The organism is Kitasatospora sp. NPDC097691 (assembly GCF_040302665.1).
Classification (GTDB): Bacteria; Actinomycetota; Actinomycetes; order Streptomycetales; family Streptomycetaceae; genus Kitasatospora.
On sequence record NZ_JBEORY010000059.1, the window covers coordinates 47,266 to 63,414 of the forward strand.

Annotated in this window: 11 protein-coding genes and 1 pseudogene; 4 read left to right on the forward strand and 8 right to left on the reverse strand. The window is 71.9% G+C overall.

Features of this window, described 5'->3' with window-relative positions:
• Nucleotides 1–30 precede the first annotated feature (30 nt).
• Nucleotides 31–2,856: a SpoIIE family protein phosphatase gene (locus ABTY56_RS30960; protein ID WP_502893220.1), complete on the reverse strand. Its 2,826-nt coding sequence runs from the start codon at nt 2,854–2,856 to the stop codon at nt 31–33.
• 347 nt (nt 2,857–3,203) lie between these two features.
• On the opposite strand from ABTY56_RS30960, the gene ABTY56_RS30965 reads away from it, so the two are divergent.
• Both ABTY56_RS30965 and ABTY56_RS30970 read left to right on the forward strand, forming a co-directional pair.
• Nucleotides 3,204–4,682, forward strand: a complete 1,479-nt coding sequence (locus ABTY56_RS30965; RefSeq protein WP_350632662.1) for an MFS transporter — start codon at nt 3,204–3,206, stop codon at nt 4,680–4,682.
• 71 nt (nt 4,683–4,753) lie between these two features.
• Nucleotides 4,754–5,404, forward strand: coding sequence for a TetR/AcrR family transcriptional regulator (locus tag ABTY56_RS30970; protein ID WP_350632663.1), 651 nt, complete (start codon nt 4,754–4,756; stop codon nt 5,402–5,404).
• Between the two features lie 123 nt (nt 5,405–5,527).
• Here the strand turns inward: ABTY56_RS30970 and ABTY56_RS30975 are convergent, their stop codons facing one another.
• Genes ABTY56_RS30975 through ABTY56_RS31000 form a run of 6 tightly spaced genes read right to left on the reverse strand, consistent with a single transcriptional unit; the run spans nt 5,528 to nt 11,218 of the window.
• Nucleotides 5,528–6,901, reverse strand: a complete 1,374-nt coding sequence (locus ABTY56_RS30975; protein ID WP_350632664.1) for an alpha-L-fucosidase — start codon at nt 6,899–6,901, stop codon at nt 5,528–5,530.
• A complete protein-coding gene (locus ABTY56_RS30980) occupies nt 6,898–7,743 on the reverse strand; it encodes a carbohydrate ABC transporter permease (RefSeq protein ID WP_350632665.1) in 846 nt (281 codons plus the stop codon). Before ABTY56_RS30980 ends, ABTY56_RS30975 begins: the two co-directional genes overlap by 4 nt.
• Nucleotides 7,740–8,675, reverse strand: a complete 936-nt coding sequence (locus tag ABTY56_RS30985) for a carbohydrate ABC transporter permease (protein WP_350632666.1) — start codon at nt 8,673–8,675, stop codon at nt 7,740–7,742. Before ABTY56_RS30985 ends, ABTY56_RS30980 begins: the two co-directional genes overlap by 4 nt.
• 20 nt (nt 8,676–8,695) lie before the next feature.
• Nucleotides 8,696–9,973: an ABC transporter substrate-binding protein gene (locus ABTY56_RS30990; RefSeq protein ID WP_350632667.1), complete on the reverse strand. Its 1,278-nt coding sequence runs from the start codon at nt 9,971–9,973 to the stop codon at nt 8,696–8,698.
• Nucleotides 9,974–10,027: 54 nt separating this feature from the next.
• Nucleotides 10,028–10,564: an ROK family protein gene (locus tag ABTY56_RS30995; RefSeq protein ID WP_350632668.1), complete on the reverse strand. Its 537-nt coding sequence runs from the start codon at nt 10,562–10,564 to the stop codon at nt 10,028–10,030.
• A 36-nt stretch (nt 10,565–10,600) separates the two neighbouring features.
• Nucleotides 10,601–11,218, reverse strand: a complete 618-nt coding sequence (locus tag ABTY56_RS31000) for a hypothetical protein (protein ID WP_350632669.1) — start codon at nt 11,216–11,218, stop codon at nt 10,601–10,603.
• Nucleotides 11,219–11,529: 311 nt separating this feature from the next.
• On the opposite strand from ABTY56_RS31000, the gene ABTY56_RS31005 reads away from it, so the two are divergent.
• A complete protein-coding gene (locus ABTY56_RS31005; RefSeq protein WP_350632670.1) occupies nt 11,530–13,830 on the forward strand; it encodes a discoidin domain-containing protein in 2,301 nt (766 codons plus the stop codon).
• Between the two features lie 40 nt (nt 13,831–13,870).
• Nucleotides 13,871–16,033, forward strand: coding sequence for an alpha-galactosidase (locus tag ABTY56_RS31010; RefSeq protein WP_350632671.1), 2,163 nt, complete (start codon nt 13,871–13,873; stop codon nt 16,031–16,033).
• 32 nt (nt 16,034–16,065) lie between these two features.
• Here the strand turns inward: ABTY56_RS31010 and ABTY56_RS31015 are convergent.
• Nucleotides 16,066–16,149 (reverse strand): annotated as a pseudogene (locus ABTY56_RS31015) (non-canonical purine NTP pyrophosphatase); the annotation flags it as partial.

Below are 16,149 nucleotides of genomic sequence, written 5' to 3' on the forward strand. Positions count from 1 at the left end.
ACGTGGTCCTCGTCCACGCCGCTCGGGGCATCACGCCGGCAGCGCCTCGAACTGGAACTCGGGCGCGGTCAGGGGCTGCTCGGACCAGATCACCTTGCCCCGGGCCGTGTACCTGGTGCCCCACCGCTCGGCCAGCTGCGCCACCAGGAACAGGCCCCGGCCGCCCTCGTCCGTGGTGGCGGCGTAGCGCAGGTGCGGGGCGGTGCTGCTGCCGTCGGAGACTTCGCAGACCAACCCGCTGTCCCGTAGCAGGCGTACCCGGATCGGCTCGGCACCGTAGCGGATGGCGTTGGTGATCAGCTCGCTGAGGATCAGCTCGGCCGTGAAGCTCAGCTCCTCCAGCCCCCAGGCCGTCAGCCGGTCGGTGCACTCCCTGCGGATGCGCGAGACGGCGGCGAAGTCGAACGGCACGTCCCAGACGGCCACTTGATCGGCATCGAGCAGCCGGGTGCGGGCGACGAGGAGCGCGATGTCGTCGCTGCGCCGCGGTGGGACCATCGCGTCGAAGACGGCCCGGCAGGTGTCCTCCGGCGAGGGGTGGCCCCGGGCGCCCGCCAGCGAACGGCTCAGCTCGGCGAGCCCGGCGTCCAGATCGCGGTCCCGGTTCTCGACCAACCCGTCGGTGTAGAGGACCAGTGCCGTTCCGGGTTCCAGCCGGAGCTCGGTGGTTTCGAAGGGCAGTCCGCCCACGCCGAGCGGCGGACCGACCGGCAGGTCGGCGAACTCCACGCTGCCGTCGGGGTGGACCAGCGCGGGCGGCGGGTGCCCGGCCCGTGCCATGGTGCACTGCCCGGAGACCGGATCGTAGACCGCGTACAGGCAGGTGGCCCCGGTGACGGGCGCGCTCTCGCCGTCGTCCGCCGCCCCGGCCGTGTCGTGCTGGTCGAGCCGCGTGATCAGCTCGTCGAGGCGGGCGATCAGTTCGTCCGGGGGCAGGTCGAGGGCGGCGAAGTTGAGCACCGCGGTCCGCAGCCGGCCCATGGTGGCGGCGGCGTGCAGGCCGTGGCCGACGACGTCGCCGACGACCAGGGCCACCCGGAACCCGGGCAGCGGGATGACGTCGAACCAGTCCCCGCCGACCCCGTGCAGCGCCGGCAGGTAGCGGTAGGCCACCTCCATGGCGCTCTGCTCGGGCAGCCGCCGGGGCAGCAGGCTGCGCTGCAGCGTCTCGGCCATCCGGTGCTCACGGGTGTAGCGGCGGGCGTTGTCGATGCAGACCGCCGTGCGGGCCACCAGTTCCTCGACGAAGGAGAGGTCCTCGTCGTCGAACGGCGCGGACTCGCCCGCCCGCCAGAAGTCGACGGTGCCCAGGGTCTGGCCGCGCGCCCGCAGCGGCGCGGTGATCAGCGAGTGCATCCCGTACGAGAGCACCCGGTCGGCGGCCTCCGGGGCGCGCGCCCGCCAGGCCCGCTCGTGGCGCAGGTCGTCGGTCAGCGCGGCGCGCCCGGTCTCCAGGGCCCGCTCCTCGGGGGTGCCGGGGAGCGGGCTGATCTCCGTGCCCACGGGCATGAACGGCCAGTCGTCGCCGCTGCCGCTGGTGGCCGTGCGGTGGATCCGCGGGCCCTGCCCGGTGCCGAGGTCCGAGAACAGCTCCTCGCCGCGCAGTACGGCGTCGGCGAGGTCGACGGTGGCGTAGTCGGCGAACCGGGGAACGGCCACGTCGGCCAGCTCCTGCGCGGTCCGCGCCACGTCCAGGGTGGTGCCGACCCGCAGCCCGGCGTCGTAGAGCAGTCGCAGCCGGGCCCGCGCGGCCTCGGCCTGCCCGGCCAGTGCCCGCAGCTCGGTGGTGTCCCGGATGGTCGCGACGCTGCCGGCCCCGCCGCCGAACGGTGCGGTGGGACGGTTGTTGACGGCGAGCAGCCGGTCACCGGCCAGGTGCACCTCGTCGGTCGCGGTGCGCTCGGAGGCCAGCAGCCCGGCCAGCCCGGGATCGAGCCCGAGTTCGGCGACCGGCCGCCCCTCCACCCGGGGCGGCAGCTCCAGCAGCCGACGGGCCTCGTCGTTCACCAGCAGGACCCGCCCGTCCTCGCCGACGATCAGCACACCCTCGCGGACCGCGTGCAGCACCGCCTCGTGGTGCTCGAACATCCGCGTCATCTCGGCCGGGCCGAGGCCGTGGGTCTGGCGCTCCAGCCGCCGCCGCACCAGCAGTGCCCCGCCCGTACCGACGGCGATCGCGACCGCCGCGCCGCCGAACAGCAGCGGCAGCTGCCGACTCACCGCACTGCCCACGTGCGCGACGGTGATCCCGACCCCCACCACTCCGGAGACCGAGCCGTCCGGTCTGCTGACCGGGGCCCCGGACTCGACGACTCTCCCGCCGGGGGTGTCGAAGCTGTCGGTGGTCGGCCCCGTGAGGGCGTGCTCGAACGGGCCGACGACGTGCTTCCCGATCAGCTCGGGGCTCTCGGCCGTGTAGCGGATCCCGGCCGGGCTGGCGAACACGATGTAGTCGAACCGGCCCTGCTTCCCGACCTCGTCGGCCAGCGGCTGCAGTACGGCGGTCGGATCGGGGCCGTCCATCGCGCTGATGACACCGGGGTCCCGCGCCAGCGCGACGGCCGCGGCACGGGTGCGGCCGGCGGCCACGTTCGTGGCGTAGCTGCGGGCCTGCAGGACGAGCGTCGTGAGCGCCGCGCCGACCAACAGCACCACCACGACCAGCAGCCACACGAACACCTGCCCGGCGACGCCGTGGACCCGCAACCGCGAGCGCAGCCCGCCCAGGGCCGATTGATCCTGCCCGGGTCCACCCCGGCCCGACCGGCCTTGCCCGGGTCCACCCCGGCCCGACCGGCCTTGCCCGGGTCCACCTCGGTCAGCACCCGCGGCGCCGTGGTCGTCGACTCCGTGCATCAGCCCGGATCAGCTCTCGGCACGGTGGTTCATGCGGGCCTCCCGTCGTCCGACGGCTGAGAGGAGTCCCCGAGACAGCGGCATCGTCCTCGGCCGGACGTCGCCTCGGTTTTCAGACTAGTACCGGGCTCTCGGCCGTGCCCTCCGCGACGGACCGTGACCGATGGCCGCAGTGCGTGAGCACCCTCCCTATCGGAGCGGAGCGCTCCGATCCGTTATGGTGGAGACGTCGGCCTATCCGGCTCGCAGCGCAGGAGCGCGACGCGCCCGGGCCGCGTGCCGAGCGGATCACCCCGCTCTCGCGGCTGTGATGCCGCCCTCGCCAACCCGAGATGGAGGAGTCGTCCGTGGACGACAACAGAACCGGCCACCGCCACCACCGGCCGAACCTCGTGCTCGCCGCGCTGCTCGCCGCGGTGGGTGCCTACTCGCTGATGCAGACCATGGTCATCCCCGCGATGTCCGTGCTCGCGAACCGCCTGCAGACCGACACCGCCACGGCGGGTTGGCTGGTCACCGCGTTCCTGCTCGGCGCCGCCGTCCTCACCCCGGTCCTGAGCCTGCTCGGCGACCGCTACGGCCACAAGCGGCTCCTCGTGATCGTCCTGGCCGTGTTCCTTGTCAGCACCGTCGGAGCCGCGGCCGCGCCGAACATCGGCGTCCTCATCGGCATGCGCGCCGTGGAAGGCGCCTCCATGGCCTCGCTCCCGCTGGCCCTGGCCATCGTCCGTGAGGCCATGCCCCGCGAACGCGTCGCCGCCAGCTTCGGCATCACCACCGCCATGCTCGGCGGCGGCGCCGGTGCGGGGCTGGTCCTGGGCGGCCTGATCATCCAGCACACCTCGTGGCGCTGGATGTTCGGCGCGGAGGCCCTGCTCACCGCCGTCGCCATCGCCGTCGTCGTCGCCTGGGTGCCGGAGAGCCCCGAACGCCACAGCAAGCGCATCGACCTGCAGGGCGCCTTCCTGCTCGCCGTCGCCGTCGTCGCCCTGCTCCTGGCGATCACCGAGGGCAACAAGTGGGGCTGGCTCTCCACCGGCGTACTGCTGCTCTTCGCGACCGCCGCGATGTTCTTCGTCGCGCTCGGCGTCTCGTCCTCGCGCCGCACCGACCCGATCCTCGACCTGCGGCACATCACCCACCCGCCAATGCTCGTCACCAACCTGGCGGCGCTGCTGATCGGCATCGTGCCGTTCTTCTTCTACGTCCTCATCCCGCAGCTCCTGCAGCTGCCGGGCGGACTGCCGCCCGCGCTGCGCCCGGCGGCCTCCTACGGCGCGGGCCTGTCCGTCGTCCAGGCCGGACTGCTGATGCTCCCGGGCTCGTGCTTCGTCGTGCTGGGCGGGCGCAGCGCCCAGTGGCTGCGCGGCCGGTTCGGCAGCCGGGCTCCGCTGGGAGCCTGCATGGCGCTGATGACGGCCGGAGCCGTACTCACCGCGCTCTTCCACGCCTCCCCCGGGCAGCTCGCCGTGTGGTTCTGCCTGGTCGGCCTCGGCGCCGGCTACGGGTACGCCGCGCTCGCCGACCTCGTCGCGACCCTCGTGCCGCGCCGCGAGATCGCCGCCGGCAACGGCCTCAACACCGTCGTCCGCACGGTCGGCAGCGCGGTGGGCAGCCAGGTCTCCGTCGTCTTCCTGCAGACCTTCACCGTCCACGGCACCCACGTCCCCTCCCAGCAGGCCTTCACGGTAGGTTTCTGGGTCGCCGCCGCACTCGGCGCCCTCGGCATCCTGCTCACCGGCGCCCTGCGCATCCGCCCGCACCACCAGGACCCCGCCCCCGAGTCCGACGTGGTACCACTGGCTGCGAGCCGCACCGGCCAGTAATGACACCCGCGTCGGCGCCGCCCCCGCACGGAACGGGGCGGCGCCGACCGCCGCGCCGAAGGAGCACGAACATGCGCGCCGACCGCACCGGACCACCCCGCGGACGCCAGAAGGAAGCCGACCGCAACGACGAACTGGTCCTGCGCGCGGCGCGCGAGGTCTTCGCCGAGCTCGGCTGGAACGCCCCGGTCTCGGAGATCGCCCGCCGCGCCGGCGTGGGCATGGGCAGCCTCTACCGGCGCTACCCCGCCAAGGAGGACCTCGCCCAGGCCCTACGCGTGGACGGCATGAACCGGCTCGCCGGCATGGCCCGCACCGCCATGACCGACCACCCCGACGCCTGGACCGCACTCACCACCTTCCTCCGGGCCGCACTGTCCTCCCCCGACACCAGCTCCCTCCTCACCCTCATCGGCGGCCGCCTGCCCGCCACCGACGAGGTCAACGCCGCGGACGAGCGCCTCCAGCGGGCACTCGACGACCTGGTGGCCGCCGCCCACCGCGGCGGCACCCTCCGCCGGGACTTCACCTCGGCGGACATCCCCCTCCTGCTCAGCCACCTCAACACCCGCCTGCCCACCACCACCGAACGCGCCGTCCAGCTGCACCTGCGCTACCTCGACCTCGTCCTGGACGGCCTCCGGACCCCCTCCACGACGGCCGAGCAGCCCGCCGGCCCGCCCGACTGGACGGAACTCAGGAACCTCTGGAACGCCCCCTGACGGGCGCCGGCCCGCAGCGCCGCCACCGGCCGTCGCGCGCGGCCGTGACGGGCGGGGACGACGAACACCCGGACCGCCCGGTCGAGTTCCGGCGGTCCGGGTCCGTGCGTACGGTTGCGGGCCCTACGTGGCCTGCGCGGTGCTCGGCGGGCCGGTCAGCTCGATCTTCACGACGGTGTCGATCGGGTCCGGCAGCGGGTAGGTGAAGTGCCCGACCTCGCCGAACTGGACGAACGGGATGTCGGGGTAGGACTTGATCACCCAGGCGTCGCACTGCTGCAGTTCGCGGCCGTCGGCGAGCAGCGTGATCTTCGCGATGCGGTCCTTGTCGAGTCCGCCGGTCAGGGCGAGCGGTCCGATCGGGGGGCGCAGGACGTGGGCGTAGAGGGTGTTCCCGGTGCGGGTGTAGTAGCCCCATTCCGGGGTCCCCAGTCCGGCGGGGCCGGCGCCGTGGACGGATTCGCCGTGGACGGCGAGCCAGGCGCCGATCGCGTGCAGCCGTTCCACGGCCTCGGGCTGGATCCGTCCGCGGGGGTCGGGGCCGACGTTGAGCAGCAGGTTGCCGCCCTTGGCCACGCACTCGACGAGCTTGGTGATCAGCTGCTCCGGGCTCTTCCACAGGTCGTCGCCCACGGTGTAGCCCCAGTTGTTGTTGATCGTCATACAGGCTTCCCACGGCACGGGGCTGCCGTCCTCGGCCCGGATGCCCTCGACCGGGATGATCTGCTCCGGGGAGGCGAAGTCGCCGCTGTAGACCGTCGGTTCGGCGGTCACGATGGAGCCGGGGCCGCCGCCGTCGGCCTCCAGCCGGTTGTCGATCAGCGCGGTCGGCTGCAACTCCCGGACCATCGCGATGAGTTGCTCGGCCCCCCACTCCTGCGGTCCCATGCCCTCGTAGGAGAAGTCGAACCAGAGGATGTCCAGCTGTCCGTAGTTGCTGCACAGTTCACGGATCTGGCCGTGCATGTACGCCCGGTACGAGTCGAGGTCGGGCTCGTGGTCGGCGAAGGCGGGGTTCTCCCGCTCGGGGTGGATGAAGTCGCCGTAGTGCGGGTAGTCGGGGTGGTGCCAGTCGAGGAGCGAGTAGTAGAGGCCGACCTTGATGCCCCGGGCGCGGAAGGCGTCGAGGTACTCGCGGACGAGGTCGCGGCCGATGCCGTTGTGCATGCTGCCGTACGTGGTGAGCGCCGAGTCGAAGAGGCAGAACCCGTCGTGGTGCTTGGCGGTCAGCACCGCGTACTTCATGCCGGCGGCCTCGGCGAGCTCCGCCCAGGTGTGCGGGTCGTAGTCGTCGGCGCCGAAGCCGTCGACGGCGAACCGGTACTCCTCGATCCCGAGTCGGTCGTGCGAGCGCAGCCACGGATCGCGGGCCGGGACGGAGTACGCGCCCCAGTGGATGAACATGCCGAAACGGTCCCGGCGGAACCAGGCCGAGCGGTCGAACCGCGCCGGAACCTCGGTCGGCAGGCCCTCGCGGCCGATCGACGTCTCGGTCATGCCTTCACCGCGCCCGCGACCATGCCGTTGACGATGTACTTCTGCGCGGTCAGGTAGACCGCGACCACCGGCACCATGGTGAGGACCAGGTCGGCGCAGACCAGCCCGTAGTCGAAGCTGTGCGTGGACTGGAAGGTGAAGACGGTCATGGGCAGGGTCCATCGGTCGGCGTCGGGGATCAGGAAGAGCACGTTCTGGAACTCGTTCCAGGCGTAGGTGAAGACCAGGATCAGCGCGGTCGAGCTGACCGGCCGCAGCAGCGGGAAGATGATCGTGAAGAACATCCGCAGCGAGCCGGCGCCGTCCAGCATGGCGGCCTCGTCGATCTCCCTGGGCAGCTGCCGGATGAAGCCGACGTAGATCAGCGTGATGAACGGGATCTGCACGGCGACGTCGGTCAGGATCAGCCCCAGGTAGGAGCCGCCGAGGCCGATCTCCTGGAGCAACCGGATCGCCGGGATGAAGGCGAACGGCGCGATGAGTCCGGTGAGCAGGTAGCTGTAGACGCCGCCGGTGACCCGGCCCGGACGCCGGGCGATCACGAAGGCGGCCAGCGAGCACACCAGGACGGTGACCACGGTCACCGCGGTTGCGATCAGCACGCTGTTGCCCAGCGCCTGGAGGGCGTTGCCGGTGCGGATGACGGTCAGGTAGTTGTCGAAGTGCCAGCTGCCGGGCAGCGAGAAGCTCATGGTCTGGGCGTCCGCGGTGCCCTTGACACTGGTCAGCAGGACCAGGGCCAGCGGGGCCAGGAACACCAGGGCGATCAGGGCGGCGGTGGCGTAGGTGGCCACGGAGGCCACGATGCCGCCCGGCCGGCGCCGGCTGCTGTGCCGGGTCACGGCGTCGCCTCCATCCTGCGTACGAAGCGGTTGATGACCAGTGCGATGAGCGTGATCAGGGCGAACTGGAAGACGTTGACGGCGGCCGCGTAGCCGAGCGAGCCGGTGTTGAGCTGCTTGTAGACGTAGGAGGTGAGCACCTCGGTCGCCGTGCCGGGGCCGCCGCCGGTGGTGGCGTAGATGAGGTCGAAGGCCTTCATCCCGGTGATGAAGGTGATCAGCGCGGCGAGGTTGACCGCGTGGCGGATGTACGGGAGCTTGATGTGCCGCACGACCTGCCAGGCCCTGGCACCGTCGAGTTCGGCGCTCTCGATCAGTTCGGTCGGCACCGCCTGGAGCGCGGCCAGCACCAGGACCACCGTCCACCCCACGCCCATCCAGACGTCGACGGCGGTGACGCTGTAGAGCGCGAGGTCGAAGCTGCCGAACCAGTCGTTCGCGAGTCCGAACGGCTTCAGCAGGGCGTTGACCGGCCCGTCGCCCTTGAGCAGGTAGTCGAAGAGCAGGCCGACCACGATGGTCGAGAACATGATCGGCAGGTAGACCACCACGCGCAGCGCCTTGCTGCCCCGGAACGCCCGGTCGAGCAGGAAGGCGATCGCGATGCCGAGCACGGTCTTGCCGACCGTCACGCAGGCCGCGTAGACGAACTGGTTGGCGGTGGCGTTCCACAGGGCCGAGCCGTCGCCGAACAGCAGGCCGTAGTTGGCGAGTCCGACGAAGTCGGTGTCCGGGACGTACGTCGAGGCGTCGGTGAGCGACAGGTACATCCCGAAGAACGCCGGCAGGAGGAAGAAGACCGTGAAGACCACGACCGCCGGTACGAGGTACGCGTACGGGTAGGCGCGGTCCACGCCCTGCCGGGACCGGCCGGCCGCCTGCGCGCGCCGGCCGGTCCCCGCTTCCTGCCGCCTTGGGGCAGCGATGCTCATGGGTTTCGTCGTCCGCCCTGTCAGAATCCGGTGGCGCCGGCCTTGGCGCCGGCCCCCTGCCAGGCCTTCTGGACCTGCTCGGCGAACTTGGCGGCGTCGGTCTGCTTGCCGATCAGCTGCTGGTAGGCGGCGATGATGTCGTCCTGCGGCTGCGGGATCACCGACTGCTGGTCGAAGGGGATGACGGAGCCGCCCTGGTCGACGAGCTTCTGCAGGTCGGTGACGCCGTCGGAGGGGTCGGCCGCCTTGACGTCGGTGAAGGCGGAGACGCCGGGGTTGGCGTCCATGAACTTCTGGGCCTGCGGCTTGTCGATCATGAAGTTCAGGAAGTCCTGGGCCGGCTGGGCGACCTTGGAGAACTTGGCGACCTTCAGCAGGTTGGGCTTCTGGAGCCCGAGAGTTGTGGTGCCGTCGGCCGAGGGCAGGAGGAAGAAGCCGAGGTGGGCCGAGGGGTTGACCTTGGCGACGGCGGCGAGTGCCCAGGTGCCGTTGATGATCGCGCCGGCCTTGCCGCCGGCGAGGGCGGCGGTGGCCGAGTCGTAGGTGGCGGTCAGCGCGTCGCCGTTGGTCAGGCCGTGGCCCACCCAGTCCGCGAGGGCCTGGTACTCGGGGGCGAAGCCGGGGATGTCGGCCCACTTGGCCTGGTTGGCGTCGAGCTTGGCGGCCAGCTGGGGGTCCGCGCCCACGAAGTTCGCGTTGGCGGCGCTGCGGTGCTGGAGCAGCGTCCAGCCGTCCTTGCCGCTGACGTACAGCGGGGTGGCGCCGGTGGCCTTGACCTTCTCCAGGTCGGCCTGGAAGTCCGCCAGTGTGGTGGGCGGGGCGGTGATGCCCGCCTTGGTGAAGACGTCCTTGTCGTAGATGACGCCGGTGGCGTTCAGGCCGTCGGCGCTCGGGGTGCCCCAGATGGTGCCGTCGGGGGAGGTGATCGCCTTGCGGACGTCCGGGCTGAGACGGTCGATCCACGGGCCGGTGGCCGGCTGCATGAGGGCGGCCTTGTCCTTGACGGTGTCCTGGCCGGCGAAGACGTCCACCCCGCTCTTGGCGGCCAGGCGGGCCTGCACCAGCGCGTCGTAGTTCGCGTCCGGCACCGGGGTGAGCTTGACGGTGTTGCCGGTCTGCTTCTCCCACGCGTGGACGTTGTCCTGGAAGCCCGGCACGTTCGCCCAGGAGGTGGGGAGCATGAACGTGATCGTGGCGTGCCCGGAGCCGCCGGAGGAGCCTGAGCCGGAGCAGCCGGTGAGCGCCGCGGCGACCATCGCCGCGGTCCCGACGGCGGCGGCGATTCTGATTCTGGGCATGGGAAAGGTCCTCTCGGTGGGTGGGGTGAGAAGAGAGCGGGGGCGGCGGGGCCGCTAGACGCCGACGGCCTGGGGCATGCGTCGGCGGTGGTCGGCTAACGCTGCGAGCAGTGGGCCGATGTCGATCCGGGCGGGAAAGGCCGGGTCGCCGAGCAGGGCGTCGAAGGTGCTGCTCAGCGCCATCTGCAGGACGCCGAGCGAGGGGCCGAAGACCGGGAACTGGGTGACGGCCAGTTCCAGCGGATAGGCGCGCCGCAGCAGGGCCGCCAGCCGCGCGTCGATCCGGTCGGTGAGCGCGCGCCGGCCGGCCACCGGACCGCCGAGCACGATCAGCTGCGGGTCGATCGCCAGCGTGAGGTAGGCGATCTGCCGTGCGGCCCGGTCGGCGAATCGGTCGAGCTCCGCCCGGCTGTCCGGGTCGCCGCGGTCGGCGGCCGCCAGGACGGGGAGGACGGATTCCAGCTCGGCCCAGTGCTCGGGGGCCGCCGGGCCGTCGTCGACCAGGTTCAGCTCACCCGCCATGTTCCGGCTGCCGCGGTGGATCCGGCCGTCCAGGACGATGCCGGCCGCCACCTGGTGCCAGGCCAGCACCAGGGCGAAGGTGTCGGCGCCGCGCGCGGCTCCGTATCAGTGCTCGGCGACGGCGGCCGCGTTCAGGTCGTGCTCGACGATCACGGGGACGTCACCGAACGCCAGTCCCACGTCGGCCGGTGAGCGGCCCTGCAGGTCGGGGTGGTGCGGCGAGTAGCTGATCCGGCCGTCGGGGCCGATGCCGCCGGTCAGCGAGACGCCGAGGCCGAGCCAACTGCCGTGGGTGGCCCGCAACCTGGCCACCAGGCGGCCCAGCCGTGACCGCAGTCCGCCGATCCGCTCGCTGCCCGGCAACGGCTGCGGCTCGTGGTGCTCGCCGATGTGCAGGATCCGTCCACCGATGTCGCAGGCGATGATCCGCTCGGTGTGCTTGCCGATCTCCGCACCGATCACGAAGCCGTGCTCGCTGCGGAAGCGGAAGCGCGAGGCCGGCCGGCCGCCGCTGGGTGTGGGCGACTTGCCGTGCGTGGCACCGGTGGTGACCTCGACCAGGTCGGGGAGTTCCGCCAGCCGTTCCTTCACGGTGGGCCGGGACAGCCCGGTGGCGGTCGCGAGCTGGGTGAGCGTCGCCTCGCCGAGGCCCCGAAGTGCTGCCGCACACGAGGCCGTCGTCGTCCTGGGAGAAGGGTCGCCGCCGAACGCGAACGCCGTCACGGCCCCTCCTTCCTCCAGGGTTCATGTCACGGGTATTCCAAGGCCGTTTCGGATCCGTGTTTCGTAACCGGCTGCGAGGACCGTAGGTCAGGGCCGCAGGTCGCGCAATGATTCCGAAAGGATTCCATACGAGCTTTCGAAACCCCGCGCCATAACCGAAGGTGCCTGCGCGAATGCGTATCGCCATCGGTTATGAAGACCGGCCATCCCCCCCTTCGAATCGCTTTCCACCGCCGGACGCGCTCGCCTACCGTTCGCTTCCCCACCCACTGCGGCCCAATGGCGGACCGCGCACCCCCAGGAGTACTGCCGTGGCGCACCGAGACGACGCCCCGTCCAGATCGCACGACGCCATCGCCGACGGCCCCACCCGCCGGCGCTTCCTCAGCACGATCGCGGCCATCGGCGCCGGCGCGGCCACCCCCGCCGTACTGGGCGGCTTCGGGCTCGACGGTGAGGCCCGTGCGGCCACCCGAGCCCCCATGCGCGCGGTGATCGATGCGACCCACCCGGCGCACCTGATCAACTTCGGCCAGAGCGACGAGCCGTACCAGGGAACTCTCGCCCAGCTGTGGGACACCGTCCCGGCCTGGCTCAAGCCGTACGCCTACGTCAACCTCATCGGCGACAACCACCTCCGGAACGTCCCGGCCACGACGAACTGGATCCAGTCCCAGCTCGACGCCGCCGAGGCCGCCGGCATCCCGGTCCTCGCACAGGTCGCCAACGGCGAGACCGGCAACACCCAGCTCATCCCGGTCGACCAGTGGCAGAGCTGGGCCCGGACCCACCCGAACACCTTCAAGGGGTTCAACGCCGCCGAGCTCTACAACGGCCCGGACCTGAGCGACTACCTGATCGGCCTGTTCGACGTGGCCGGCCGGCAGGGCATGTTCTTCTTCTGGACCGACACCAACATCTTCGGCACCGACGGCATGATGCTGGACTACATGCAGAACAACGCCGCGTTCCTGCCGACGATGAAGACGAACGCGGCGAACCTGGTGTTCATGAACAAGGAGTCGTTCGCCACCACCAGCACCGACGCGCTCATCAAGGGCCTGTGGCTGACCGGCTACATCGGCAACTGGGGCTCCTCGACCGACTGGTGGAAGTGGGGCCTGGACGGCCGGGGTGTCTTCCCCGGCGGTCCGGGTTGGCAGGACTGGAAGTTCATCCTGCAGTACCCGCAGGGGCTCCAGGTCCAGTCGATCGTCCGCGACCTCTCGCAGGGCGCGACCTGCTTCCTGTCCGAGGCCTCGTACTTCACCAACGGCGCGCTCGGCCACCGCTACGCGGGCGCGCAGTTCGGCGTCTACCCGCTGCTGCGCGGCGTGCTGAACGGCTGGATCAGCATCCCCACCCGAGCCGAGGTCGCCGGTCAGCAGCAAGTGCTGGCCAAGGGGATCGCCAACTTCTCCACCCCGGGCTGGAACCAGTCGCTCAACAACGCCATGGCCGTCGACGGGCGCTACGGCCTGCCGTCCCTGGTCCCCACGACGATGCCGGCCGCCGACCTCACCGCGTTCACCACCGTGACCACGCCGAGGCCGGCCGGCTACTACGACGGCCTGTACCCGGGCTTCGCGAGCACCGGGAACGGCTGGCTGGTGCGCTCCGACGGCGCGGCGAAGCAGTGGTACTACACCAGCCCCGCGATGGACGTGCAGCAGAAGTCCGCGGTGGTGTTCTCCCCCACCAACGTCCCCACGGCCTCCGTGACGATCGGCTCCGACGAGCACACCAACGTGATCGTCCAGGAGAACCCGTCCAACCTGGGCTTCCACGTCTTCAACTACCGGCTCGACCTGGCCAACGCCCTCTCGCTGGTCACCGACCAGGCCACCACCCTCGCCTTCGGCCAGGACTACATGGCACCGAAGCTGGACTCCGCCGGCGACCCGGTGGTGAACGCCGACGGCTCGATCACCACCGTCGGCGGCAAGACCCTCCCGGACCGGAGCGCACGGGACGTCCGCAACGTCACCATCACCGTCGTCGGCACCTGGAACGGCGGCAAGCCGAACATCGCCTTCGACGACTACCCCGGCATGTCCCGCCCCTACACCCGGAACCAGACCTGGGACCCGGCCACCAGCACCCTCGTGCTGACCCTCACCATGAACGGCACCGCCCACTTCAACGTCCAGCTCGACGGCGGCGGCCCGCACATCCTCCCGCGCGCCGGCTGGACCGTGGCCTCCACGGACAGCCAGGAGACGACTGCGGAGAACGACCCGGCGACCAACGTGCTGGACGGCTCCATGGCCACCTTCTGGCACACCCGGTGGACCGGTGCCTCCCCCGCCCCCGCGTGCCCGCACGAGGTCCAGCTCGACATGAAGGCCTCGCACACCGTCTCCGGCTTCACCTACCTGCCCCGCCAGGACGACTCGGACCACGGCTGGGTCGGCCGGTACGAGTTCTACGTCAGCACCGACGGCACCACCTGGGGAAACCCGGTGGCCACTGGCACCTTCGCCAAGGACAACACCCTGAAGACCGTCAACTTCACTCCCGCCAGCGGCCGTTACGTCCGCTTCCGGGCGCTGTCCGAGGTCAACGGCAACCCCTGGACCTCCTGCGCCGAGCTGAACGTCATCGGCCTGTGACCCCTCCGCACCGGACGACTCCTCCTCGGAAGACGAACGCATGACAGTGCACCACCCCGTCCCGGCCGTGCTCCGCGCGGCCGGGACCGCCCTGATCCTGGACCTCTCGGGCCCCGGCCTGCCGGTCGTCCTGCACTGGGGCGCCGACCCCGGCGAGCTCGGCGAGACCGACCAGCTGCTGCTCGGCCTGCGCCCCTCCTGGCCGGTGGCCTCCGTGGACGCCCCGGTGCAGCTGCGGCTGGTCCCGCAGCAGGTGGACGGCTGGGTCGGGCGACCCGGCATCGCCGGGCACCGGGACGGCGTCCCGCCGCACCTGCACCTCGCGCCGACCGAGCCGGTCACCCTGACCGAGCCGGCCGCCCGGACCGGCCCGGCGGGCGACGGCGGCCGGCTCGTGGCCCGCGCGCGCGACGAGGCCGCGGGCCTGGCGGTGGCGACCGAGGTCGAGATGGACCGGTACGGCGTCGTCCGGCTACGGCACGAGATCACCAACGAGGGCCCGGGCGTCTTCGTCCTCGACTCCGCCGCCCTGCTGCTCCCGGTGGGCGAACAGGCGGGCGAGGTCCTCGACTTCACCGGCCGGTGGGCCCGCGAACGCGAGCCGCAACGACGGCCGCTGGCCCACGGGCTGACGGCCCGCGAGTCCCGTCGCGGCCGCACCGGGCACGACGCGACCGGCCTGTTCCTGGTCGGCGAACCCGGCTTCGGATTCCGGCACGGCCAGGTCTGGGCCGCGCACGCCGGCTGGAGCGGCAACCACGTGCACTACGCCGAGCTGCTGCCCGAGCACCGGCCCGTCCTGGGCGCCGGCGAGCTCCTCGCGCCCGGTGAGATCCGCCTCGCGGCAGGCGATACCCACCGGACCCCGTGGGCCTACTTCGCCTGGTCCGGCGAGGGCAAGGACGGCCTGTCCGACCGGCTGCACCGGCATCTGCGCGCCCGGCCCACACACCCGCGCACCCCGCGTCCGGTGATGCTGAACACCTGGGAGGCGGTCTACTTCGACCACCGCCTCGACCGGCTCACCGAGCTGGCCGAGCGCGCCGCCCGGGTCGGCGTGGAGCGCTTCGTCCTGGACGACGGCTGGTTCCTGGGCCGCCGCGACGACAGCGCCGGCCTCGGCGACTGGACCGTCGACCCGGCAGTGTGGCCGGACGGCCTCCACCCCCTCGTGGAGCGGGTCCGCGCGCTCGGCATGGAGTTCGGGCTCTGGGTCGAACCGGAGATGGTCAATCCCGACTCCGACCTCGCCCGCGCCCACCCCGACTGGTTCCTGGCCGCCCCAGGCCGCGCCGCGCCGAACGCCCGCAACCAGCAGGTGCTCGACCTCGCCAACCCCGAGGCGTACGCCCACATCGCCGAGCGCCTGCACGCCCTTGTGGACGAGTACGGCATCGGCTACCTGAAGTGGGACCACAACCGCGACCTGCTGGAGGCCGCCCACGCGGGCACGGCGGGCGTCCACGCCCAGACCCTGGCCGTCTACCGCCTCCTGGACGAGCTGCGCGAGCGCCACCCGGGCCTGGAGATCGAGTCCTGCTCCTCCGGCGGCGCCCGGATCGACTACGGCATCCTGGAGCGCACCGACCGGATCTGGGCCTCGGACACCAACGACCCCGTCGAGCGCCAGCGCATCCAGCGCTACACCGGACTGTTCGTCCCCCCGGAGCTGACCGGCAGCCACGTCGGCGCCGCCACCGCCCACACCACCGGGCGCACCAGCCCGCTGCCCATCCGGCTGGCGACCGCCCTGTTCGGCCACGCCGGCATCGAGTGGGACATCACGGCGTGCTCCGAGGAGGAGCTGGAGCGGCTGACCGCGTGGGTCCGCCTGCACAAGCGGCTGCGACCGCTGCTGCACGGCGGGCGCGTCGTCCGCGCCGACCACCCGGACCCGTCGGCACTCCTGCACGGCGTGGTCGCGGAGGACGGCCGACACGCCGTGTTCGGCCTGTTCCAGCTGGTGTCGTCGATGTCCTCGGTGGCGGGCCGGATCCGCGTTCCCGGGCTCGACCCTGCGTTCACCTACACCGTGACGGTCTGCCAGGAGTTCCAGGCGGCCTCGGCTCACCCCAGCACCGCCGTGCCGTGGATCGCCGCCGGGTCGGTCCGCGTGTCGGGCGCGGCGCTGGCCACGATCGGCCTGGCGGCGCCCCTGCTCGATCCCGAGCAGTGCCTGGTGCTGGAACTGCGAGCCGAGTAGCAGCCGTGCGGGTGGCGGGGACGGCTTCGGCCGCCGTGCTTGCCGGCCCAGCGGGCGGAGAAGATGCCGGGTGCGCCGTTCAGCACGTCCACGCAGAGGCCGGAGTCGTCGGCGAC

What these genes read in the sequence shown, in the direction of transcription:
- ABTY56_RS30960 (WP_502893220.1), bottom strand. Translation starts at nt 2,856, where the DNA reads ATGCACGGAGTCGACGACCACGGCGCCGCGGGTGCTGACCGAGGTGGA.
- ABTY56_RS30970 (WP_350632663.1), top strand. Translation starts at nt 4,754, where the DNA reads ATGCGCGCCGACCGCACCGGACCACCCCGCGGACGCCAGAAGGAAGCC.
- ABTY56_RS30975 (WP_350632664.1), bottom strand. Translation starts at nt 6,901, where the DNA reads ATGACCGAGACGTCGATCGGCCGCGAGGGCCTGCCGACCGAGGTTCCG.
- ABTY56_RS30985 (WP_350632666.1), bottom strand. Translation starts at nt 8,675, where the DNA reads ATGAGCATCGCTGCCCCAAGGCGGCAGGAAGCGGGGACCGGCCGGCGC.
- ABTY56_RS30990 (WP_350632667.1), bottom strand. Translation starts at nt 9,973, where the DNA reads ATGCCCAGAATCAGAATCGCCGCCGCCGTCGGGACCGCGGCGATGGTC.
- ABTY56_RS31010 (WP_350632671.1), top strand. Translation starts at nt 13,871, where the DNA reads ATGACAGTGCACCACCCCGTCCCGGCCGTGCTCCGCGCGGCCGGGACC.